Origin of the sequence: Aequitasia blattaphilus (assembly GCF_024721305.1) — a bacterium.
GTDB lineage: Bacteria > Bacillota > Clostridia > Lachnospirales > Lachnospiraceae > Aequitasia > Aequitasia blattaphila.
Genome location: NZ_JAMXOD010000021.1, coordinates 1 through 22,428, shown reverse-complemented (window position 1 = coordinate 22,428; position 22,428 = coordinate 1). Strand labels below are relative to the sequence as shown.

The following is a 22,428-nucleotide window of genomic DNA, read 5'->3' as shown; positions in this document are numbered from 1 at the left end:
GAGATGAATAAAATGGAAAAAGATGTTTTGATACTGGCAATTGAAAGCTCCTGTGATGAAACGGCGGCAGCGGTTGTTCGAAATGGAAGGGAAGTACTTTCAAATGTCATATCTTCTCAGATTGATTTGCATACGTTATATGGAGGGGTTGTTCCGGAAATCGCCTCCAGAAAGCACATTGAAAGAATCAATCAGGTGATACAGGAAGCACTAAAGGAAAGCAACACAACCTTTGCGGATATTGATGCAATTGGTGTGACATACGGGCCTGGATTAGTGGGTGCGCTGCTTGTAGGTGTTGCAGAGGCAAAGGCTTTGGCCTTTGCATTAAATAAGCCACTGGTAGGGGTGCATCATATCGAAGGACATATTGCGGCAAACTTTATTGAACATAAAGAACTGGAACCGCCGTTTTTCTCATTGGTGGTTTCTGGAGGGCACACCCATTTGGTGAAAGTAAAGGACTATGGTTCCTATGAAATCATTGGAAAAACCAGGGATGATGCGGCAGGAGAAGCCTTTGACAAGGTAGCAAGAGCGATTGGTCTTGGGTATCCTGGTGGACCAAAGATTGATAAGGTGGCGAAGACAGGGAATCCTCATGCAATCCAGTTCCCAAGAGCCAAGGTGGAAAATGCGCCGTATGATTTTAGTTTTAGTGGTGTGAAATCAGCAGTGCTGAATTATATTAACCAGCAGCAGATGAAGCAGGAAGAAATCCTGGTTCCAGACGTGGCAGCATCTTTTCAAAAGGCGGTTGTGGATGTTTTGGTAGAACATGCTCTTAGGGGTGCAAAGGACTTTCATATGGATTCTATAGCTGTAGCTGGCGGGGTGGCATCAAATAGTTTGCTGCGGGATGAGATGAAGCGTGCTTGTGAGGAAGCTGGAATGAAACTGTACTATCCTTCTCCGGTTTATTGTACAGATAATGCTGCGATGATTGGAGTAGCGGCCTACTATGAATATATAAATGGAAGAAGAAGTGGATGGGATTTAAATGCGGTTCCCAATTTGAGATTAGGAGAGCGTTAGTGATGAATGTTAAAACAATTGGAGTTCTTTTAGCGGCGGGAAGTGGCAGAAGAATGAAAGAGAGTAGGGAAAAGCAATTTTTAATGCTGGGAGATAAACCGATTCTTTGCCATAGTTTGGATACGTTTGAGAATTCTCTTGCAATTGATGAGGTTGTTATTGTTGCAAAAGAGGAGCAGAAGAGCTTTATTAAAAAGGAAATAGTGGAAAAGTACTCTTATACAAAAGTGAGTCGCATTGTGTCTGGTGGAAATGAAAGATATGAGTCGGTTTTTGAAGGGTTGAAAGCTTGTAGAGAGGTTTTGGGGGATATGCAAGGCTATGTTTTTATCCATGACAGTGCAAGACCCTTTGTGGATACTGCAATGATAGGAAGGGCGCTTACTTGTGTGATGCAAGATAAAGCCTGTGTAGTGGGTGTGCCTTCGAAGGATACTGTTAAAATAAGTGATGAGAATAACTACATAAAAGATACACCGAATCGTGAAAGTGTGTGGATTATACAGACGCCTCAAGTCTTTGAGTTTGAATTGGTTTACAATGCTTATCAAAAAATATTGGCACAAGAAGTTGAAGGTATAACGGATGATGCAATGGTGGTAGAGCGTATGGAAAATGTTCCGGTGAAGTTGGTAGAGGGTTCCTATAGGAATATCAAGATTACGACGCCGGAAGATTTAATCATAGGAGAAGCATTTTTAAAAAACAGGTAAAATAAGCCGCTGGCTTAGGAAAGGAAGAATTATGATACGAGTGGTAGCGAAATTTGAGGTTAAACCAGAAGAGGTTACAAATGCAATGCCTTTATTTGAAGAATTAGTTGAGGCAACAAGGAAAGAAGATGGATGTGCCCAGTATGTGCTTGCAAAAGCCGGTGAAGAAGGAAGCTTTGTAGTTCTGGAAGGATGGGAGAGTAAAGATGCATTAGATGTTCATTCGAATTCCGAGCATTTTACAAGGCTTGTACCGCAGCTTGTGAGCCTCTGTGGATCAGCCCCGGTCATTGATTCATATATTCAGGTGATTTAATGACAAAAATTTCAAAATAGTGTTGACTGAATTACCTCGTGTATGCTATTATATGAAAGTCGTAAAACGACGTGAAACATACGGAGAGGTATCGAAGTGGTCATAACGAGGCGGTCTTGAAAACCGTTTGTCCGAGAGGGCGCGTGGGTTCGAATCCCACCCTCTCCGGTTGTGTAAAATGGGGAAACACCAGTGTTTATCGGTGTTTCCTCGTTTTTGGTTTGCTCTAAATTTGAGAACAAATAAGCTTTTTTTGAGAACAAACTAACTTGCATATATGTTTTCAATCTGATTTATCTGTTCTTCTTTCTTTGTAGTGCTGTAAGCATAGGATGAAAAGGTTGTTTCCAAATCTTGATGCCCGGCTTGTATTCTTACAAAATCGGGGTCAACACCATTGTTTAAAAGATTGGAAATATAGGTTTTTCTTCCTTTATGTGGCGAGCGTTTTAATATTTTTAAGTCCTCACAAATATTCTCTAGTTTGCATGCAATATTTGATGGGGTTTTAACATGAAATAATAAATCGTCATGGATTCCTTTTTTAAATTGAATCCTTTTGATTTCACGCTGAATATCAAAACAATCTTTTCCTACAATAATATCTCTGGCATCTACATTGTGTTTTAAGCACTCCTGAACTTCATAATGTCTTTCGCTCCATGTGCCATCTTCAAATCGCTCTCTTTCCAATACAAAAGCGTTATGGACATAAATACTTGAATCATCTACATCAAAATCACTATGAGACAATCCTAAACATTCGCCTATCCTCATTCCGGTCAAAAAGAATAATGATATAGCAAAATAACTTTTATCTTGCTTTTCGTGTGCTAATCTCCGACATAGGTTTAGAATGGTTTGAACTTCATCTTTGAAAAATATTTGTGTCTCCGCCTTTTGTTTTCTTGCTTTCTTAAATAAAGAAGATTCAATCCTTACAAGAGAACAAACATTTTTTTCAAGGATGTCTCGGTCAATTAGATAATCGTATATCTGCCTTATAATGGTACTCATGTTAGAGTAGGTCTTTCGTGTCATATTATACTTCTTGACTAAGACACAAGCCCATTCCTTTATTTCGCCACGGGTAAGCTTATCAAGTGGTGTGGAAATGAGTTTCATTGATTCCGGCTCATTAAGATAATATTTATTCCAATCTTTTTCAATACGATATACAGTTGTGCTTCTATTGGCGGTTTTGTATTTATACAAAATCCAGATTGGAAATAAGTTTATGAGTGACAAATCATTTATGGCATCATCTCCAAAGTAGAAATCATAAAGATAGTTATAAAGTTCTTTTTCTGTGCGTTTAGCCACCTTTCTTCGATTATCACTACCTTTTTCGTCTTGGACATAGGTAAACCAACGATTATCTTTACCGTTACCTTGCCAAATTTTGTAGCCATGTTCGACAATTACTTTCCTTCGTTTGTTCATAAATATGATATTCCAAACGTCACTTTCAGATATTATATCATATTCTAAGGCTGACGATAGTATTATATCTGAAGATAATGCTGCATCAATATTCAGTTTTATAATACTATCGTCATGCATAGGTGGACTCCTTTCCTTAAAATGTCATTATTTACTTATTCGCCAATATAATAAGATTTAAAAAGAACATCGTCTTGATTAAGGAACATGCCTTGTTTATCCTTTGGCACCCTGTCAGCAGCGTCAGTTTTGTCCAAAATGATTTGGGATAGAACATTATCACTACGCCCGCAAATCCGATAGTCGAGATTATTTTTGATTTGTCCTTTTAGCACATCAGCATCAGGTCTCTGTGTTGATAAAATCAAGTGTATTCCGAAGGCTCTTCCCAATCTTGCTAAGCTTGATAACCTATTTTCGATTCTTTCAACAAAAACCTTTTCTTCTTTAGTAAGTCCAGTTTTGTCAAAAACCTCAGCAGCTTCATCAAATACAAGGATGATTCGCTTCATCTGCTCTTGTTTGCCCACCTTTTTATTATATTCATTGATGTTGGCGCTGTGAGTGCTTCGTAATAACACCTTTCGTCTCTCCAGGTCATCTATCAATCCTTCTAGCGATTCAAGTAAAGTATGCTTATCCATCACTAAAGTTACGTTATGCCAAGAGTGGTGTAAATAATCTATTCCACCCTTAAAATCGGTAATTAGAACACGATGTCCTTTGTAACAACATTGGAGAATTAGGCTTTTAAGTAACACGGTTTTACCGGATCCGGTAGAACCGCCGATTAAAATATGAGGATATAAGTTAAGAGACAATACTAGCTGTCCTATTGCATACTCGCCAAGGGCAAGTTCAGCTTCATCAACTGGGATGTTTTCAGTTCTCAATTCTATTTTAGCAGGATAGGAATATGTACCATCAACGGCTTTGATTATAATTGTCTTTTGATTTTTTCCCATTGTAATAGAGGCAATAACAATATTAAGAGCATTTTCAATGTCAAGTTGTTTAGTTACCCAAATATCATAGGGAATACCACAGCTTTCAAAGACATATGTGATAATAGAGCCTTCTTCAATTAGCTGCATAAGTATTGGAGACTCACCTGCACTATTCGTAAACCCTGCTCTTAACAGTGCTGTTTGTATTTGGTGGGTTTTAAAAGGGTGTCCAAGTAAGCAAATTATAAGTATTATCCCGAAGGTTCCAAAGAGATTAACGACTAGTGAAGAGAAAGAATAGGCGAGTTCCGGAAAGTAGTCGCTTGTGTATAGAGAACCGCGGTTTAGCCAAAATAGAATGAAGACAAATAGATAAGCACAAATAATAATTTGCTTATTTCTATTGTTTCGAATAGAAAGACATCCATTTTTGAAGGTAACAACTAAACGCTTAATTTTTGTTCTGTGATTAAGATTTTGTTTTGGTATTTCCATCTTTTTTCTCCTTTAAAACATTGATTTTTCCTGTAGTGTCAAAATGTAATATAGTATTAAAGCGACGCATGAACGCTTCCCATGTCCTTGATGAGTCGTATTGTATATCTTTGTACAAATCATCTATAGGTAAAGTTGAGAGAATATAGACTTTTGTGTAACAAGCAACACGGTCACGGTATCTGGCAGGTAATGATAGTGGATAGATGTCCAATATTGATAACATCTCATTAATGGGGATTTGACCCTCGAATCCTTCAAATACGAGAACATCATGTCCATTATATGCATCGAATTTAGTTTGATCTTTAGCGTAGTTTGTAATACGGCAAATTTCTTTAAGTGGATATGTTTCATAGATATAGTGGGTTTTTCCAGAACCTGTGTCTCCATATATATATGTAACGTCCACGGTGCGAAGTTCATTTGCGTATTTTTCTGAGCGAAAGGTTTCACGAAGCTCATCAATTCCTTTTGCTCTAAGTGCGAAGGAAGGTGTGTCATTAATAATTTCCGCAGTACTTTTTCCAGCGTATATATCTTGCAATAGAGTAGCCATCCGTGGAGAAGTTTCCTCTCCCGGTTGAGGAATGGTTCCATACTCTTCAAAAGTCCCTTCGACAGTTGTATCTGCTTTTAATGTACCAGCCCATTTATCATTCTTCTTAATATAGGAAACCCCTTCGGTTACAGTTCCATGGCACTTGTCTATATGTGCAATTGGAAAATGCTTTTTCAAAGTCGAGAATCTTATTGGTGAGGGACTGTAAATGTATATGTGAGTATGATAAGTGCCAGACTCACCGATCTCATCAACCATACACCAATAATCTATAGTTAAGCATGCCAGTATTAGTTTGATAGCATCATGGAGAAGAGCATACCTTTCGGGATTGTTTATTGTTATTAACCATTTACGGGATTGAGGATTGTTATTACTTGATGCCATTAATTAACTCCTTTCTGTAAGCAGAGTACATTGTTCTTAAGTGTTGTTTATATTTCCTGTCTTATTAGGAATACTGTATATTAATTTACTGCTACTGCTACATTGTAGCCCCCATAGGGTAGTACTTCCTATGGGGGCAGGCGACCTGTTGACCGGATGGTCACAGAATCGCCGACTTATTTATTATTGCGGACAATAGTGATATTAGAGGCTTTTGCGCCAACCTTGTATCCTTCTGTAGTCCAATACAGATAGAGTTCAAGACTTTCAAAAGTCACCTCAGGAAAAGTACCTACATCCATAGTTATGGAATTTTTCCCATCAATTTTAATCTGTAATTTTTCAAATGCTTTTTCAGTTAAAACTACTTCGTAGCGATACCCTGTTATATTGTCGGTACGAGTTCCATCTTTATATTCGTATACTGGTCTGACCTCAGTGAGTATCAGTTTCTTACCAACTGTCTTGGAACTGTCAATTACTAATTCAGTTAATTTCATGGATTTACTCCTTTCTTTAAGTATTTGAGTTGCAACTCTTATACTTATCTTATCTGAAAAGAAGTCTCACAGTGTCCGCGGGTGCGGACTATTATAAATGGGTCAAATTTTGATTTATGTACAATTAACAATCAAACATACAGTCATAACCTCTTGAAACCAAATAGTCATTTATAACGAATAGCTTGTTTTTTTCATTTTCATCATAAACATGTTCAATTATATATTTGTAGTCTTTTTGATATTCATCATCTGGATGATCAATACAGATACGACCAAGACGAATCAGCTGGAATAATTCATCCTTGGACAAATTACATCCGATGCCAATACAAATAATTGTTGACAAGTCAAGTGACTGCCCTTTCATGTTAAGTATCTTATAATATGTTGTTTTACCAAGATTTGTAGCTCTATAAAATTCGTCTTGGTTTTTAAAGTTCAAACTAATTAATCGTCTCACTTCCAAAATTACTGGAGGAATAGATTTTTTGCTTTTGCATAGCCTCTTTTTAGTAGGGATAATGTTATTAGCATTATCCTTGGGCAAGTAATTACCTATTAAATGTATAGAAGGAGCCTGATATTAAAGTGTTACAAATTATAAACGTAGAATTCGGTATATTACGAAGAATTATATTAGAATAAACAAGCCCTTGAATCATACGATCAGCCTCCTCTCAAAAATCAAACTAAGGATCCTACTATACATGTTGGTTTTATATTGCGATACCATATCTCTTCAGGAAAATCACTGGAAATCAGTAAGTATTTTAGAATTGTACAGAAAAAAAGCACGCACTAAATTAAGTGTTTGCTTTTAATTGCTCGGAATTCCCGATTTTAATGTCACAATTGACATTCTCTTGACTTTTTCAGGTGTGAACCTGTTTTATCAGGCGGTGCCCAATCTCTGTTATTACTATATCAAGATTATAAGATGAAATCAATAGTCTGGGAATATTAAAATGAGAAAAGTTGGAGGATTACATGAAGTCAATGCTATTTTTCCAATGTCTATTATGATAGAATGTTATAAATGGTAATGAAAAGTATTGTGAGGAGACCAAATGAATAAGCAGATGACTGAGGTAGAACAAAAAAAAGAAGCTAAAAAGTTTGTCGAATCGTGGAAAGGCAGAGGATATGAGAAAGGAGAGAGTCAATCATTTTGGCTCTCACTGCTTGGAAATGTATTTGGAGTTGTTAGCCCAGAAGCATATATTGATTTTGAAAGACAGGTTAAATTAGATCACACCAGTTTTATTGACGGTGTAATTAATGAAACACACGTTGTTGTTGAACAAAAAAGCATTGGGAAAGATTTGAGAAAGGCAATAAGACAATCAGATGGATCTACGTTAACGCCTTTTCAGCAAGCGAAACGCTATTCAAGTGAAATGACGTATGATGAACGTCCAAGATGGATTGTATTGTCAAACTTCGAAGAATTTCATATTTATGATATGAATAAGCCATCAGGAGAACCGGAGGTTGTTTTGCTAGAGAATTTACCAACGGAATATTATCGTCTTAGTTTCTTGACAAATCAAAAAAAGGATAATATTAGGAAAGAAGAAGAGATATCGATAAAAGCAGGGGATCTTGTTGGAAAATTGTATGATGGATTGATAGAACAATATCATGATAAAACGAGCGCAGAATCTTTGCATTCACTAAATTTATTGTGTGTAAGATTAGTGTTTTGCATGTATGCAGAGGATGCGGGCTTATTTGGTAACCGTGATATGTTCTATGATTATTTAAAAAATTATCCTTACAACATAGCACGTCAAGCAATAATTGAGTTGTTTGAAGTGTTAAACACGAAGCCGGAAGATAGGGATCCATATTTAAATGCAGATTTAGCACAATTTCCATATGTCAATGGCGGACTCTTTGAAGATAAAAGGATAGAGATACCACAATTTACAGAAGATATTTATGAAACATTATTAAACCAAGCAAGTAGAGATTTTGATTGGAGTAAAATAAGCCCCACAATCTTTGGAGCTGTGTTTGAGAGTACTTTAAATCCAGAAACGAGAAGAAGTGGAGGTATGCACTATACTTCTATCGAGAATATACACAAGGTAATAGATCCGTTATTTTTAAATGATTTAAAAGATGAGTTAGAGAAGGTAAGGCAAATTGGGGAAGTCACGAAACGAAATAATAAACTGGCAGGATTTCAACAAAAGTTAGCATCTTTAACATTTCTTGATCCAGCATGTGGGTCAGGCAACTTCCTGACCGAAACATACTTGGAGATTAGACGCTTGGAAAATGAAACAATCCGCCTAAATGTAAAAAAAGGAAATAAGGACATAGAAGGACAAGTCAAAATGCTTTTTGACGAAGCTTTGGAAAGTGAAAGTAGTAACCCAATAAAAGTGTCAATTGCTCAATTTTATGGTATAGAAATTAATGACTTTGCCTCAACAGTAGCAAAAACAGCACTTTGGATAGCAGAAGCACAGATGTTAAAAGAAACAGAAGAGATATTGTATATGAAATTAGATTTTCTTCCGTTAAAGTCATATGCCAATATTGTGACAGGCAATTCATTACGTATGGATTGGAACAATGTAGTACAAAAATCTCAGATGAGATACATAATGGGTAACCCTCCATTTTTGGGATATTCCAATCAGGATGAAGAACAAGCAAAGGATATGCTGACAATCTATGCAGATAGAGATGGAAAACCATACAGACGTGCAGGTAAAATTGACTATGTTTCAGCGTGGTACTTTAAAGCCAGTGAATATATCAATGCTACACAAATACACTGTGCGTTTGTTTCAACAAATTCAATTACACAAGGAGACCAGGTAACACCTGTATGGAAACCGTTGTTTGAACGATTTGGTATTAGCATTGATTTCTGTTATCGTAGTTTTATCTGGACTAGTGAAGCAAAGAAGAAGGCAGCGGTACATTGTGTGATTATTGGTTTTAGTTCTGAAGGACGAAGCAATAAATATATTTACGATGGAGATACTATTCCGAAACCAGCTACAATAATTAATCCATATTTGCTAAATGCACCGGTGATTTTTCTGGAATCAAGGAGTAAACCATTATATCCTTCGCTAAAAATGACAACGGGTAATCGACCGGCAGACGGCGGTCATTTAATTATTGAGAATGATGAATATGAAGAGTTTATAAAAAAAGAACCGGATTCCAAAAAGTATATAAAGCGTCTTGTAGGAGCAGACGAGTATATTAACAACAAAAAAAGGTATTGCTTATGGTTGGTTAATGTTTCTCCTACACAAATTAGAAGTATGCCAGAAGTATTAAAAAGAGTATCGGCTTGTCGTGAGGATAGATTAAAAGGTGCGGCAGATAGACGAAAACTTGCTGACACACCACATTTATTTAGAGAAACAAGAAATCCTAATTCATATATGTTAATACCGCTAACCTCATCAGAAAATAGAAGATATATTCCGTTTGGTTTTTTTGGCTCAGACACTATTCCAACAAATGCTGCAACCATTATTGAAAATGCTACATTATACGAGTTTGGTATTTTGATATCGAATGTTCATATGTCGTGGATGAGAGCAGTGGCAGGACGCTTAGAAATGAGATACAGATATTCAAAAGATATTGTCTATAATAACTTCCCTTGGCCAGAGGTGTCAGAAGAGCAGAAAGAGGGGATTAAAAAATCCGGTCAAATGATTTTGAAGGCTAGATCTTTATATCCAGATAGTACGCCTGCTGATTTGTATAATGAGGTTTTGATGCCTAAAGAACTTCGAGAGGCACATCGATTAAATGACAAATTAGTAATGCAAGCTTACAACATGCCTTTATCGGGAGAAGAAAGAGTGAATGAAGAAAAGTGTGTACAAATTTTATTTGAGATGTATAAAAATAAGGTGGGAGAATAAAACCACTAAAAAAGAATGGGAACCTTTAGGTACATTTTGTTAGAAAAACAAAAATAAAACAAGGAGAATAACTATGAAGAGGTTTATTTATTTAGATACAGAGGTACTGAATTCGTATATTGCTCAACTAAATGATGGCTTAATTAAACAAACAGAAAAAGAAGTCGGCTCTCAAGAAAAGAAAGAAACGAGTTCAACACACAATATTGGTGCGGAAGGTCAGCTATCTGCGAAAGTTTTAGGAAAAGGGTTAGATGGCAAATTAAAATATAGTTATGAACAATTAAAGGATATTGAAAATGTTGATTTAATCCGAGATGTACAAACGAAAATAGTACATGATAATGCTTTCGAGGAGTTGGTAGAATATTTAAAAAACAACAACCTGCTTTCTGAGGAAACTAGAAATGTTGGAGGTTTTATTGAAATAAAAGATGAATTTTTTATTTTGGACTTAGAGTATTATAAAAAAGTGTTTTGCGATGGGGATTTTGTCAATTATTTCCTAAAAACTAAAGAGGAAGAATTAAGAAATAAACTTGAGGCTGAAGCAGACGAGAATTTGAATAGAGAGCAAAAACGTGGCAAAAGTAATGAGATAAAGAATCTAATAAATCAGCAAGTTGAAGAGATGAGAAAAGAGTATACAGATGTCGGGGATATAATTAAAGCATTAATGTCCATATTACCGTATAAGAGGATGATGTGCATTAATGACTTGCTTGTAGTTATGGATGATAAGTATTGCAGAGATGAAATTGAAATGATGGCGTTTAAGTATAGTGGTGAAGCCAAAATTCTAGGATATATAACGAATATCTTAGAAGACGATAAAAATAATGGCGTCTCCGTCTTTGCAAGTGTTAATAAGCAGATGAACGCAATTCTAAAAGTGTTATTAGATCATCCGGATAAATTATATGTAGTTCATCCTGTAGCCATTTACTACGAATAAAGATGCAACAATTCGTAGAGAAAAGTCATTTTTGATAAGACCGGTGAATGATGTTCAGAAGAGCCAGACTATCAGTACTTATGGACACCTTTAGGAATATTTAGATATATGAGGAGTATTTTGAGAACAAATTTGAGAACAAACCATTAAGTGACGTTCGGAAGTCCCCTTTCTATCAGTGTTTCAGAGTAGGGCTTTCGTTCGAATCCCACCCTCTCCGCTTTAAGAAAAAGGAAATGCAGAAGTTCATGCATTTCCTTTTTTGTGCGTTTCTTTTTGCTTTGTAGCAGCTGTCATGTTACGCCACATATTCTTTTGAAAAAATATAGAGGAGGATTCTATATCTTGACAGCTGATTTGAATTAGCTTATGCTTGAGTGGCTAATTCAAATTAGCCAAAGGAGGTTGAGGGATGACAACTAAGCAGAGGATACTGGATGAAGCACTTACTCTTTTTTCAGAAAAAGGATACAGTGCTGTATATGTTGGTGACATAGCAGAAGCGGTGGGAATAAAGCCGCCATCACTGTACAAGCATTTCAAGAGCAAGCAAGATATTTTTAATGGGATATTAGAAATTCTAACACAAGACTATAATAAGCAGGCAACGGAGCTGCAGTTAGATGGCGTGAACGCGGACAAAGATGTGGGAGTGTTCTCTGCTATTTCCGAAGATGAACTTTTGAAAATGGGGAGAGAATTGTTTTTATATATGTTACATGATGATAAAGTGAGAAAGTTTCGCAAACTGCTGACTCTTGAGCAATTTCATCATTGGGAATTGGCAGAGATTTACACAAAACAGTATGTAGACGAGCCGTTATCCTATCAGACAACATTGTTTTCTTTATTATTGACAAAGGGTAATTTAGAAGGAGGCGTTCCCGATATCATGGCGTTGCATTTTTATGCGCCGATTTACCTCATGCTTACTCTCTGTGATCGAGATGCAAAGCGTGAGGAAGAGGCGGTGCAGCTTATAGAAGGGCACATTCGGCAATTTAGTAAAATGTATGGTGGTGAATTATGAAGAAAACGTTAATAAATTGGTTGGGATTATTGGGTGTGGTGGGACTGCTTTCGTACACTGCAGGTGTTGTACTCAGTCCCCTTGCATATCCGGGGTATGATTGGAAAGCGCAGGCGGTGAGTGATTTGTTTGCAATGAACGCACCCTCGTTGCTATTGTGGAATCAGTTGACGAGCCTGTGTGGTACATGTGTCATGGTATCTGTCATGTCCGTGTGCGTATTCATACGAGATAAGCTGAATCGAAGGATTCGAGTAGGAATATATTTGTTTGCTGCAATGCAATGGGTGTCAACCGTAGGTTATTCCATGTTCCCTCTTGCCGAGGGTGGTATGGAGGGGAGATCCTTTCAGGATATTATGCACATTGTCGTGACGGTTTTGGTGGTATTGCTCTCAGTTGCTTCGATGATTGTTATTATGATTGGGAGCTTCGATAAAAAGAGGTATCCGTCTTTAGGAATATGGGCAGCACTTACCTTAACAATGATGTTGGCGGGAGCGATTGGGGTGAACCTGGTTCGCTCTGACTATTTTGGAATTCCAGAACGTTTCAGTGTGTTTGCTGGAATGGGATTTGCAGCAGTTTTAGGAGTTTACTTGTTTAATGGTTTTAAAGTAGATGGGGATGTCAGGATTATATAGTATGACCACATTACCGATAAGATTGCGCAGTTGCGCAGTTTGAAATGGGATTTTGGGAGTTTCACACAATAAAATCCATAAAAATTGAATAAAAAGCCTAGGTGTATTGTCAATAGTCACTAGATTCTCTGTCTGCTATTATAATATTGAACAACCAATTGCGCAGTTGGTATGAGTTACCTGAAAATGTAAATGGAGGATTAACGATATGAAGAAAAGAATAATCAGTGGTTTATTAGTTGCCAGTATGGCTTTTGCCCTTTTGACAGGTTGTGGAAATAAGAGTGAAAAAGAGAGTACAGAAAGCAGTGGAGATGAAAATACCTTAACTGTGTGGTGTTGGGATCCGGCTTTTAATATAAATGCAATTCAAGAAGCAGAAAAGATATACCAAAAGGATAATCCGGAGTTTCAACTAGAGGTGGTAGAGACTCCCTGGGAAGATTTGCAAACCAAGCTGACGACAGCGGCAAGCTCTAATCAAATTGATACTTTGCCAGATATAGTTTTAATGCAAGATGATGCCTTCCAAAAAAATGTGATAAGTTATTCGGATGCGTTTGTTGATTTGACCGATACAGCAATCGACTTTTCGCAATTCGCTGAAGGAAAAGTCAGTGCATCTATTGTTGATGGCGCGAACTATGGTGTCCCTTTTGACAATGGTGCGGTAATTGCCTGCTATCGTGAAGATATTTTGGAGCAAGCAGGGTTTACAACGGCAGAGTTTGAGGATATTACTTGGGATCAGTACATCCAGCAAGGGAAAGTGGTTTTAGAAAAAACAGGAAAGCCACTACTTTCTTGTCTTGCAGGTGAAACTGATGTTTTGGCTATGATGCTTCGTTCAGCCGGCGGCGGATTCTTTGACGAAGAAGGAAATGCCCTGATTGCAGATAACGAAATTTTGAAAGAGGTAGTCGAAACCTATATTGAACTTGTTAAAAGTGGTGTGTTAATAGAAGTGAATGATTGGGATCAGTATATTGGTAGTTTAAATAACGAAACAGTTGCAGGTACGATTAACGGCTGCTGGATTATGGCATCTATTCAGACGGCTGAAAATCAGGCAGGAAAATGGAAAATTACAAATATGCCAAAACTAGATGGTACAAGCAGCGCAACGAATTATGCAAATCAAGGTGGCTCGAGCTGGGCTGTTACAAAGGGCAGCAAGAATCCAGAGCTGGCAGCAGATTTCTTGGGTAGTACCTTTGGAGGCAGTGTAGAGCTTTATGACAACATTTTAAGCACCGGTGCAATTGCGACGTATCAACCGGCAGCAGATAGTGAAAAGTATGCTCAGACCAATGATTTCTTTGGTGGTGAGGAAGTATATACAAAAATAGTGGAGTATGCTAGCGAGGTTCCTGACACAATTAATGGCGTATACTTCTATGAGGCAAGAGATGCAGTGGGAACGGCAATTACCAATATTATTGCCGGTGCGGATATTAGTACTGAGTTAAAGACCGCCCAAGAAACAGTTGAATTCAACATGCAATAGGTCTGAGGAGATGAGAAAAATGAAGAGAAAAATGTCAATAGCAAAGCGTCATAACTTGACAGGATGGACCTTTATTGTTCCGGCAGCACTTCTTATAGTTGCCATGAGCTTTGTGCCAATGGTGCAGGCAATGATTCTTTCTTTTCAGTCGGGAAAAGGCACGGCACTGAGCTTTGTAGGTCTAAGTAATTATGTAAGAATGTTTAAGGATGGAGTGTTTATTCAGTCGATAAAAAACACATTTTTCTATCTTATTCTTCAAGTACCGATTATGTTGGTGACAGCGCTGATTTTGGCTTCGGTTTTGAATAAGAAGGATCTTAAGTTTAAAGGATTTTTTAGAACGGCTATCTTTTTGCCCTGTGCTACTTCCCTTGTATCCTATGCGATTATCTTCCGTTCTCTCTTCGCAGTGGATGGATTTGTCAATACGGTTCTGATTAAATTAGGAATTTTAAATACAGGTTATAACTTTTTAGGGAACCCTACCAGCGCCAAGGTTATTATAATTATCGCCCTTTTGTGGCGCTGGACGGGATACAATATGGTGTTTTATTTATCGGGACTTCAGAATATTGAGTATTCCGTATATGAAGCGGCAATGATTGATGGGGCTACGGCTTTCCAAAGATTCTGGAGCATTACAATCCCCTTATTAAAGCCAATGATTCTGCTGACGGCAATTATGTCTACAAATGGAACCCTTCAGCTCTTTGATGAATCGATGAATTTAACGAGTGGGGGACCGGCCAATGCAACCATTACCATGTCCCACTATATCTACAATGTCTCATTTAAATATGTACCAAATTTTGGTTACGCAGCAGCAATGTCCTTTTTAATCTTGGTTTTAGTTGCGTTACTGGCGTTAGTACAAATGAAGGTAGGTGATAAGCGTGACTAAGCTCAGAAATTCATTTCAATATATATTTTTAATAATAGCCTCGGCAGTATCGGTTTTCCCGCTTTTTTGGATGTTGATTGCTGCCACAAATAAAAGTGCAGATGTACTGAGAGGAACTTTGGTCCCGGGTGGATATCTTATGGAGAATTTAAAAACGCTGATGGCAGCTCAACCGGTGGTGTCATCCATGCTAAACTCCTTTAAGTATGCAGTGGTATTGACGATAATATCCCTAGTGATATGTTCCCTTGCAGGGTACGGATTCGAAATTTATCATGACAAAGGTAAGGATTTTGTAATGTCAATTATCCTCTTGGCCATGATGGTGCCGTTTGCAGCAACGATGATTCCTTTGTTTCGGATGTTTTCTAATGCCAGCTTATTAAATACAACCTTAGGATTTATTCTGCCATCGATTTCCACGCCGTTTTTGATTATGATGTTTCGTCAAAGCGCACGGTCATTTCCTCATGATATTATTGAAGCAGCCAGGATTGATGGCTTAAATGAAATTGGCATTTTTTTCAAAATGTTTATTCCAACGATGCGCTCAACTTACGCAGCAGCGATGGTTATTACCTTTATGAATGCTTGGAATAATTACCTTTGGCCAAAAGTTATTATGTCTGATGACAGTAGTATGACAATGCCAATGTTGATTGCGAATTTAACCGCTGGTTATACGACGGATTACGGTTCGCTTATGCTGGGAGTTCTGCTTTGTACAATTCCTACGATTATTGTTTTCTTTGTTTTGCAGAAGAGTTTTGCAGAAGGAATTACTGGCTCCGTAAAATAGAAATGTATTGAGAGAGGTTAAGTGTATGGCGATGACGATTGTAACAATTGCAGAGGCCTTAGGGCTATCCAAGAGCACGGTATCACGTGCATTGTCAGGAAAAGGAAGAATTGGTGAAGCGACGAAAAGGCGGGTATATGATTATATTGAAAGTCATGAACCCGAAAGTGAGCTTTTAAAATCACCAAAGGCGAAACGGAAAACCTATAATATCGGTGTTGCGATTCCTACTTTTTCGGATGCCATTCACCTGCCTTTTTTTCAGAGATGTCTCCTGGGAGCATGTGATTTTGCTCAATCGGTTGAATATAATGTCCTGGTTGTAGGTATCGATAATGACAAAATACAGCCTTTAGAACGTCTGATAAAAGATAAGAAGGTAGATGGAATTATTCTTACCAGAGCACTGGTAGATGATCGGGGGATTCGCTTTTTGAAAAAGAAAGACATTCCTTACATAGTGGTAGGCAGTGTGGAGGATAAAGATGTCTATCAAATTGATTCGGATAATCGTAGTGGAAGCAAAGAACTGACATCCTACTTATACATGGTTGGGATGAAGAAGGTTGGGCTTATCGGCGGACATAGAAATCATCAAGTGACCCTGGACAGGTATGAAGGTTTCCTGGATGGTGTAAAGGCTGCTGGAAAACAGGTGGATGATACGATTATCTATTTGGATGCTTTGACGGATATAGCGATTCATCAAGGGGTGAAACAGATGATTCGTAAAGGTGCAGATTGTATTGTTTGTATGGATGATTATATTTGCAGCCGTGTTCTTAAGGAGCTGCGAGAGGTGGAGGAAACCCAGGTGGCGGTAGCCACTCTTTATGATACAGGTGATGAGGTATTTGATGGCACTAGTGTCTTCTCCTTACGCTATGATCCTAATGAGCTGGGCTTAGAGGCGGCGAAGCTGTTGTTTAACCTTATCAATAACAAGCCGGTTAATAAAAGGACAAAGTTAGGCTATGAAGTAATTTTAAGAAAGTCCAATAAAAAGAGTAGAAAAGAGGATAATGATGAAGAGAAAGTTCCTACATGGAGGCGATTATAACCCGGAACAATGGTTAGAGCATCCAGAGATACTAAAGAAAGACTTGGAGCTTTTTAAAAAAGCGAAAATTAATACAGTGACACTAGGTGTTTTTTCCTGGTCGGTGTTAGAACCTGAGGAGGGACACTATGATTTTGGGTGGCTGGAAAATATTATGAACACCTTGCACCAAGAAGAAATTAGGGTTATTTTAGCGACGCCCTCGGGAGCGCGGCCTAAATGGCTGGCAGATAAATATCCGGAAGTACTGCGGGTTGGTGAGGACAGAAGACGTAGTTTGTTTGGCGGACGCCACAATCACTGTTATACTTCACCAATTTATCGGGAAAAGGTGGAAGCTATTAATGAAGCCTTGAGCAGACAGTTTGGTCAGCATCCGGCAGTTAAAATGTGGCATATATCGAATGAATATGGGGGTGAGTGCCACTGTGAATTGTGCCAGAATGCTTTTCGTACTTGGCTGAAAGAGCGGTATCAGTCGATCGAAAAATTGAATGAACAATGGTGTACGACTTTTTGGAGTCACAGGTATCAAGACTTTGACCAGATTGAAAGTCCATCTTCAATTGGTGAAATGGGTCTGCACGGTTTGAACCTTAACTGGCGCCGTTTTGTCACAAGTCAGACGAAAGACTTTATGGAACATGAAATACGTGGAATAAAAAAAGGAGGCAGTACACTTCCAACGACAACAAATTTAATGTATAGCTTTACAGATGTAAACTATGATGAATTAGCCAAGTCTATTGATATGGTTTCCTGGGATAGTTACCCATTATGGCATAAAAGAGAAGATGTTGAGGTTGCAATCGATACGGGCTTTTGGCATGATTACATGCGTAGCTTAAAAAATAAACCCTTCCTGCTGATGGAATCCTGTCCGACAAGCACCAACTGGCAAAGTGTAAGTAAGTTAAAAAAACCAGGACTATTAGAGGCAGCATCCCTCCAAGGCATCGGTCATGGTGCTGATAGCGTGTTATATTTTCAAATGCGTCAAAGCAGAGGGAGCTTTGAGAAATTTCATGGAGCGGTCATTGATCACTCTGGCAGAGATGACACGAGAGTATTTAAGGAAGTCTGTAAGATTGGACAAGATTTGGAGAATATTAGCCAAGTTAGCATGGGAACAACAGTGGCCCAGGTGGCCCTTGTTTACGATGTGGAAAATAGGTGGGCTATTGAGGATGCAAAAGGACCGCGGAATCAAGGTATGGGTTATATGGAGCTGCTTCTTAAAATTTACCGTTCATTAAAGGGGAAAGGTTTAAATGTAGATATTATCAGTAGCTCCCGAGACATCACCGGGTATTCGCTGGTGGTGCTCCCGATGCTCTATTTGCTTCGGGAACACTTTGCCATACAGATCGAAGAGTATGTCAAAAATGGAGGTACCATTCTCCAAACCTATTGGTCAGGCGTGGTTGATGAGGATGACTTGTGCTATTTAGGAGATGGGCCTCATATGTTAACGGATGTACTGGGGGTGCGGCGAAAGGAGATTGATGGCCTTTACGATTGGGAAGAAAATTGGTTTCAACCAATAAATGGCGGAATCTTCAAGAAAACATATCAATGCAAGCGTTTGTGCGAGTTAGTGGAGGTAGGAAGTGCGGAGATTCTCATGAACTACCAGGACGACTTCTATCAAGGTGAGGCGGCTGTAACTCGAAATGATTACGGACAAGGACAAGCATATTATGTTGCGGCTGATGTTGCAGAAAACTTTTATGATGATTTATTCGATTATATTATAGAAGAAAAGAAGATAAAGAGATTGGTGGATGGAAAAATCCCGGAAGAAATTACGGTAGATTCTCGTGTGAAAGAAGGTACTGAATACGTATTTGTGCAGAATTACAGTAAAGAAGAGCAGGATATTAGCCGGTTAAAACTTGAGGGGGAACTTCTTTTAGGTGAAAGCATAACGGAAATCAAAGGGTATGAAACGGTGGTTATCAAGAGGTAATGTTTGGAATTGTGATAAAAGAATGAAAATAACATGAACTTATGGTTAAATGGATTGACTTACGACTCTCAAAATACTATTCTGAATATTAGAAAGTGTGAGGTGGTATTTTGAATAAACTGACATATAAACTGCAACAATTCATGATGGGTCGAAATGGAACGGACGCCTTGTCAAAAGCAAGCATGGCACTTGCAATGGTGTTTTATGTATTGTCAATATTAACCAGAAGTAATTTGCTTTATTTGATTACCATTTTTGGGATGGGATACGTATTCTTTCGTATATTTTCTAAAAACATTTCAAAGCGTTATACAGAAAATCAAGGCTATTTAAGAATGGTGAGTGGAGTCCGAAATCGGTGGATTCAACGAAAACAGTATAAATTCTTTCGCTGCAGACAGTGTCATAAAACCATCAGAGTTCCTCGGAAAAAGGGGAAGATAGAGGTGACATGTCCGATTTGTGGCAAGAAAAAGATAACAAGAACATAAGCTTATATGAAAAAAAGTCTGGTGAAAAACACCAGGCTTTTTTTAACAACGTTCTGCAATTTCATAAAGTAGTCTCTCTGTATCTTCCCAGCCAAGGCAAGGATCGGTAATGGATTTTCCATAGACACAATTGCTGCTGATAGGCTGTGAACCTTCACTGAGGTAGCTCTCAATCATCACGCCCTTGATTAGATTCTGCAAATCGGGGTTATAATTACGGCTATGAAGTACCTCGCTGACGATACGGATTTGTTCCTTGAACTGTTTGTTCGAATTGTAATGGTTGGCATCAATGATGGCAGCCGGGTATTGGTAGTCCTTTTCGGTATATTGACTCAGTAATCGCATCAAATCCTCATAATGGTAGTTTGGTACACTCACTCCGTACTTATTAACTGCACCACGTAAGATTGCATGTGCATAAGGGTTGCCGTCGGTTGTAACATCATATCCACGATAAATGAAACGATGACCGTGCTGAGCTGCTGTGATTGAGTTAAGCATTACGGTATAGTCACCGCTGGTTGGATTCTTCATACCAACTGGGATGTCCATACCACTGGCAGTTAAGCGGTGCTGTTGATTTTCGACAGAGCGAGCGCCAACAGCTTCGTAAACTAATAAATCATCCAGATAAGGACGGTTTTCAGGATAGAGCATTTCGTCAGCAGCAGGAAGACCGCTTTCTTTGATAGTACGTAAATGCATTTTTCGTATGGCGATAATTCCTTCGTATAAGTCAGGAGCTTTCTCTGGATCTGGCTGATGTAACATTCCTTTGTAACCAGAACCATTGGTTCGAGGCTTATTGGTATAAACACGTGGAATCAAAACAAGTTTGTCTTTGACCTTTTCGTTTACTCTTGCTAAGCGGGCGACGTATTCGCAGACAGAATCTTCGTTGTCTGCAGAACAAGGGCCAATCACAACGATGAATTTCTTGGATTTACCAGTAAAAACATCTTTTATTTCCTGGATTCGTGTGCGGATAATTGTTTGTTCTGTTTGAGACAAAGGGAATGCTTCCTTCAAAACTGTAGGTTGTGGGAGCTCCTTATTGGATTTTATGCCCATTTATTTTACCTTCTTTCTTTTAAGATGTTACTTGTGTTTAAATCTTGTTACATTCTAACACACTTCATTTTATGAATCAAAAAAGGTAAACATAATTATAAAATAGAGTTAATAATATTTAGCCTTTCTTAATTTGACGTGGCTACTTTTTGCGTGTTATAACGTAGAAAAGAGAAGAATGTCAAAAATGTCAAAAAAGATATGAAGGTGGAGGGAATACCTATGGGCGAGGTATTAAATTATGATGAGTTAAAGAGAGAAGGTAAGAAAGAACTTCTTCAAAGAGTTGTAGATTTACAGGAAGAAAACCAAAGTTTTGTTGAGAGAATTGCTGTATATGAAAAGAAAATAGCGCAGTTAGAAAACGAAATAAAAAATGATGAAAAAAAGTGGGAAGAAGCAGGAAGTCTTGCAGATTATGCAATCAAGATTAACAAGGTGCTGGAATCAACACAACAAGCAGCAGATATATATTTAGAAAGTATTAAAAAGGTAAAAACTCAAAAAGAGAAAGAAGCAGAGGAGCTGATTGCGAATGCACAGAATAGAGTGGATACATTGCTGACAAGTGCGAAGCAAGAAGCAAGTCAAATTAAGGCTTCCAGTCATACTGTGCTTAGCACTTTACAATCCGAGGTGGATCGTTTGCTGACAGATTTCAAGAAGGATTATAAAGGTGATACAGAGGAGTCAAAGGAAGAGGATGAGTAATTATGAGTTTCAGTCTAAAAGATAAAGGGAAAGAAGAACTTCTGGATATTATCAGAGCTGTTGAAGAAGAAAATCATAAGTTAAGAAAAGAAAACATGCAACTGGAAAAGAAGGTGAAAGAATCAGAAGCTGAAATCCTGGAGAAAGACATGGAAATGGAGAAGCTGAGAAAACATTGGAAAGAATCCGGTAATTTAGCTGAATTCTCTGTAAAGGTTAATGGGGTTTTAGAGGCCGCACAAAAAGCTGCTGAGGATTATATTAACGTTAATAAAGGACTAGAGCAAAGGAAAAAGCGTGAAGCAGAGGAGATTATTGCTCAAGCAATGCGCAGAAGAGAAAAAATCATCAGTGAAGCTCAGGCAGAGGCAAAGAAAATTCAAAAGCTTAATCTCGCCACGATTCAAAATCTCCAGAGAGAGGCGGAGAAAATTTTGAACAGTGTGATAAATCAACTAGGTGAGAGCCGGGAAGAATCTGAGAGTAAAAATGAATCTAGTAATAAAGTTGCGATTTAGATTGAGAAGACCTTCGAGACATGTTGCTGGAAGGTCTTTTTTTGTGAAGATAGGAAGGTGTATATATGTAGGAAGAGAGTATTTCAAAAAAGTACTGGACAAGCACCTAACAATCGTGTATATTAATTCATGGACTTTGGAGAAGTACCCAAGCTGGCCGAAGGGGCTCCCCTGGAAAGGGAGTAGGTCGTTAATAGCGGCGCGAGGGTTCAAATCCCTCCTTCTCCGTTCGTAATATTGAAATCTAAATTTAGTGTTTAGAGGATGAAAAAACAGGCATATCTAGTATGCGAAAAGGAAGTTGAAAAATTCCTAAAAATATTTCAAAAAATCCCTTGACAATTAAACGAAGAGGATGATATTATGGTTGAGCTGACTCGAACGAGTAAACAGCAAAAAAGAACAACAGAACCTTGATAATTAAACAATAGACAACAACCCTGAAAGACCTTAAATA

General features: G+C 38.1%; 21 protein-coding genes and 2 tRNA genes. 17 read left to right on the top strand and 6 right to left on the bottom strand.

Features of this window, described 5'->3' with window-relative positions:
- Positions 1–12 precede the first annotated feature (12 nt).
- The 4 genes from tsaD to NHH15_RS12680 all read left to right on the top strand — a co-directional run bounded on the left by tsaD (position 13) and on the right by NHH15_RS12680 (position 2,232).
- A complete protein-coding gene (gene tsaD / locus NHH15_RS12695) occupies positions 13–1,035 on the top strand; it encodes a tRNA (adenosine(37)-N6)-threonylcarbamoyltransferase complex transferase subunit TsaD (RefSeq protein ID WP_262067049.1) in 1,023 nt (340 codons plus the stop codon).
- Positions 1,036–1,037: 2 nt separating this feature from the next.
- Entirely contained in the window at positions 1,038–1,748 is a 711-nt protein-coding gene (ispD, locus tag NHH15_RS12690) for a 2-C-methyl-D-erythritol 4-phosphate cytidylyltransferase (RefSeq protein ID WP_262067025.1), read from the top strand.
- A gap of 31 nt (positions 1,749–1,779) precedes the next feature.
- Complete coding sequence (locus tag NHH15_RS12685) at positions 1,780–2,064, top strand: putative quinol monooxygenase (protein ID WP_262067024.1); 285 nt, start codon at positions 1,780–1,782, stop codon at positions 2,062–2,064.
- An 82-nt stretch (positions 2,065–2,146) separates the two neighbouring features.
- Positions 2,147–2,232: transfer RNA gene (locus tag NHH15_RS12680), tRNA-Ser, on the top strand.
- 96 nt (positions 2,233–2,328) lie between these two features.
- Here NHH15_RS12680 and NHH15_RS12675 read toward each other — a convergent pair.
- The 5 genes from NHH15_RS12675 to NHH15_RS12655 form a co-directional block, all read right to left on the bottom strand.
- A complete protein-coding gene (locus NHH15_RS12675) occupies positions 2,329–3,627 on the bottom strand; it encodes a tyrosine-type recombinase/integrase (protein ID WP_262067023.1) in 1,299 nt (432 codons plus the stop codon).
- 35 nt (positions 3,628–3,662) lie between these two features.
- Positions 3,663–4,949, bottom strand: coding sequence for an FtsK/SpoIIIE domain-containing protein (locus NHH15_RS12670; RefSeq protein ID WP_262067022.1), 1,287 nt, complete (start codon positions 4,947–4,949; stop codon positions 3,663–3,665).
- Complete coding sequence (locus tag NHH15_RS12665; protein ID WP_262067021.1) at positions 4,924–5,898, bottom strand: viral replication protein; 975 nt, start codon at positions 5,896–5,898, stop codon at positions 4,924–4,926. The genes NHH15_RS12670 and NHH15_RS12665 overlap by 26 nt, the downstream gene beginning before the upstream one ends.
- A gap of 176 nt (positions 5,899–6,074) precedes the next feature.
- Positions 6,075–6,398 (bottom strand): hypothetical protein, encoded by a 324-nt coding sequence (locus NHH15_RS12660; RefSeq protein WP_262067020.1) that lies wholly within the window; start codon positions 6,396–6,398, stop codon positions 6,075–6,077.
- A 124-nt stretch (positions 6,399–6,522) separates the two neighbouring features.
- Positions 6,523–6,768 (bottom strand): hypothetical protein, encoded by a 246-nt coding sequence (locus NHH15_RS12655; RefSeq protein WP_262067019.1) that lies wholly within the window; start codon positions 6,766–6,768, stop codon positions 6,523–6,525.
- 700 nt (positions 6,769–7,468) lie between these two features.
- Between NHH15_RS12655 and NHH15_RS12650 the strand changes: the two genes are divergently transcribed.
- The 10 genes from NHH15_RS12650 to NHH15_RS12605 all read left to right on the top strand — a co-directional run bounded on the left by NHH15_RS12650 (position 7,469) and on the right by NHH15_RS12605 (position 19,668).
- Complete coding sequence (locus NHH15_RS12650; protein WP_262067018.1) at positions 7,469–10,306, top strand: DNA methyltransferase; 2,838 nt, start codon at positions 7,469–7,471, stop codon at positions 10,304–10,306.
- Positions 10,307–10,379: 73 nt separating this feature from the next.
- Positions 10,380–11,261 carry a DUF6414 family protein gene (locus tag NHH15_RS12645; RefSeq protein WP_262067017.1) on the top strand — a complete coding sequence of 294 codons (882 nt, stop codon included), beginning with the start codon at positions 10,380–10,382 and terminating at the stop codon, positions 11,259–11,261.
- Between the two features lie 412 nt (positions 11,262–11,673).
- The gene (locus NHH15_RS12640; protein ID WP_262067016.1) at positions 11,674–12,291 is read left to right on the top strand and encodes a TetR/AcrR family transcriptional regulator; all 618 of its coding nucleotides are present in this window, start codon (positions 11,674–11,676) and stop codon (positions 12,289–12,291) included.
- Positions 12,288–12,935 (top strand): DUF998 domain-containing protein, encoded by a 648-nt coding sequence (locus NHH15_RS12635; protein ID WP_262067015.1) that lies wholly within the window; start codon positions 12,288–12,290, stop codon positions 12,933–12,935. Before NHH15_RS12640 ends, NHH15_RS12635 begins: the two co-directional genes overlap by 4 nt.
- A gap of 208 nt (positions 12,936–13,143) precedes the next feature.
- Positions 13,144–14,442, top strand: a complete 1,299-nt coding sequence (locus NHH15_RS12630) for an ABC transporter substrate-binding protein (protein WP_262067014.1) — start codon at positions 13,144–13,146, stop codon at positions 14,440–14,442.
- 10 nt (positions 14,443–14,452) lie between these two features.
- Entirely contained in the window at positions 14,453–15,346 is an 894-nt protein-coding gene (locus tag NHH15_RS12625) for a carbohydrate ABC transporter permease (RefSeq protein WP_262067013.1), read from the top strand.
- Entirely contained in the window at positions 15,339–16,145 is an 807-nt protein-coding gene (locus NHH15_RS12620; RefSeq protein ID WP_262067012.1) for a carbohydrate ABC transporter permease, read from the top strand. Before NHH15_RS12625 ends, NHH15_RS12620 begins: the two co-directional genes overlap by 8 nt.
- A gap of 25 nt (positions 16,146–16,170) precedes the next feature.
- Positions 16,171–17,205: a LacI family DNA-binding transcriptional regulator gene (locus tag NHH15_RS12615; RefSeq protein ID WP_262067011.1), complete on the top strand. Its 1,035-nt coding sequence runs from the start codon at positions 16,171–16,173 to the stop codon at positions 17,203–17,205.
- Positions 17,171–19,174, top strand: coding sequence for a beta-galactosidase (locus NHH15_RS12610; protein ID WP_262067010.1), 2,004 nt, complete (start codon positions 17,171–17,173; stop codon positions 19,172–19,174). Before NHH15_RS12615 ends, NHH15_RS12610 begins: the two co-directional genes overlap by 35 nt.
- 110 nt (positions 19,175–19,284) lie before the next feature.
- A complete protein-coding gene (locus NHH15_RS12605; RefSeq protein ID WP_262067009.1) occupies positions 19,285–19,668 on the top strand; it encodes a hypothetical protein in 384 nt (127 codons plus the stop codon).
- A 42-nt stretch (positions 19,669–19,710) separates the two neighbouring features.
- Here the strand turns inward: NHH15_RS12605 and NHH15_RS12600 are convergent, their stop codons facing one another.
- A complete protein-coding gene (locus tag NHH15_RS12600; protein WP_262067008.1) occupies positions 19,711–20,742 on the bottom strand; it encodes a 3-deoxy-7-phosphoheptulonate synthase in 1,032 nt (343 codons plus the stop codon).
- Positions 20,743–20,964: 222 nt separating this feature from the next.
- Here NHH15_RS12600 and NHH15_RS12595 point away from each other — a divergent pair, with 222 nt between their 5' ends.
- The 3 genes from NHH15_RS12595 (at position 20,965) to NHH15_RS12585 (ending at position 22,199) form a co-directional block, all read left to right on the top strand.
- Entirely contained in the window at positions 20,965–21,453 is a 489-nt protein-coding gene (locus tag NHH15_RS12595; protein WP_262067007.1) for a hypothetical protein, read from the top strand.
- 2 nt (positions 21,454–21,455) lie between these two features.
- Positions 21,456–21,971 carry a hypothetical protein gene (locus NHH15_RS12590; protein WP_262067006.1) on the top strand — a complete coding sequence of 172 codons (516 nt, stop codon included), beginning with the start codon at positions 21,456–21,458 and terminating at the stop codon, positions 21,969–21,971.
- A gap of 138 nt (positions 21,972–22,109) precedes the next feature.
- Positions 22,110–22,199: transfer RNA gene (locus tag NHH15_RS12585), tRNA-Ser, on the top strand.
- Positions 22,200–22,428: the final 229 nt, after the last annotated feature.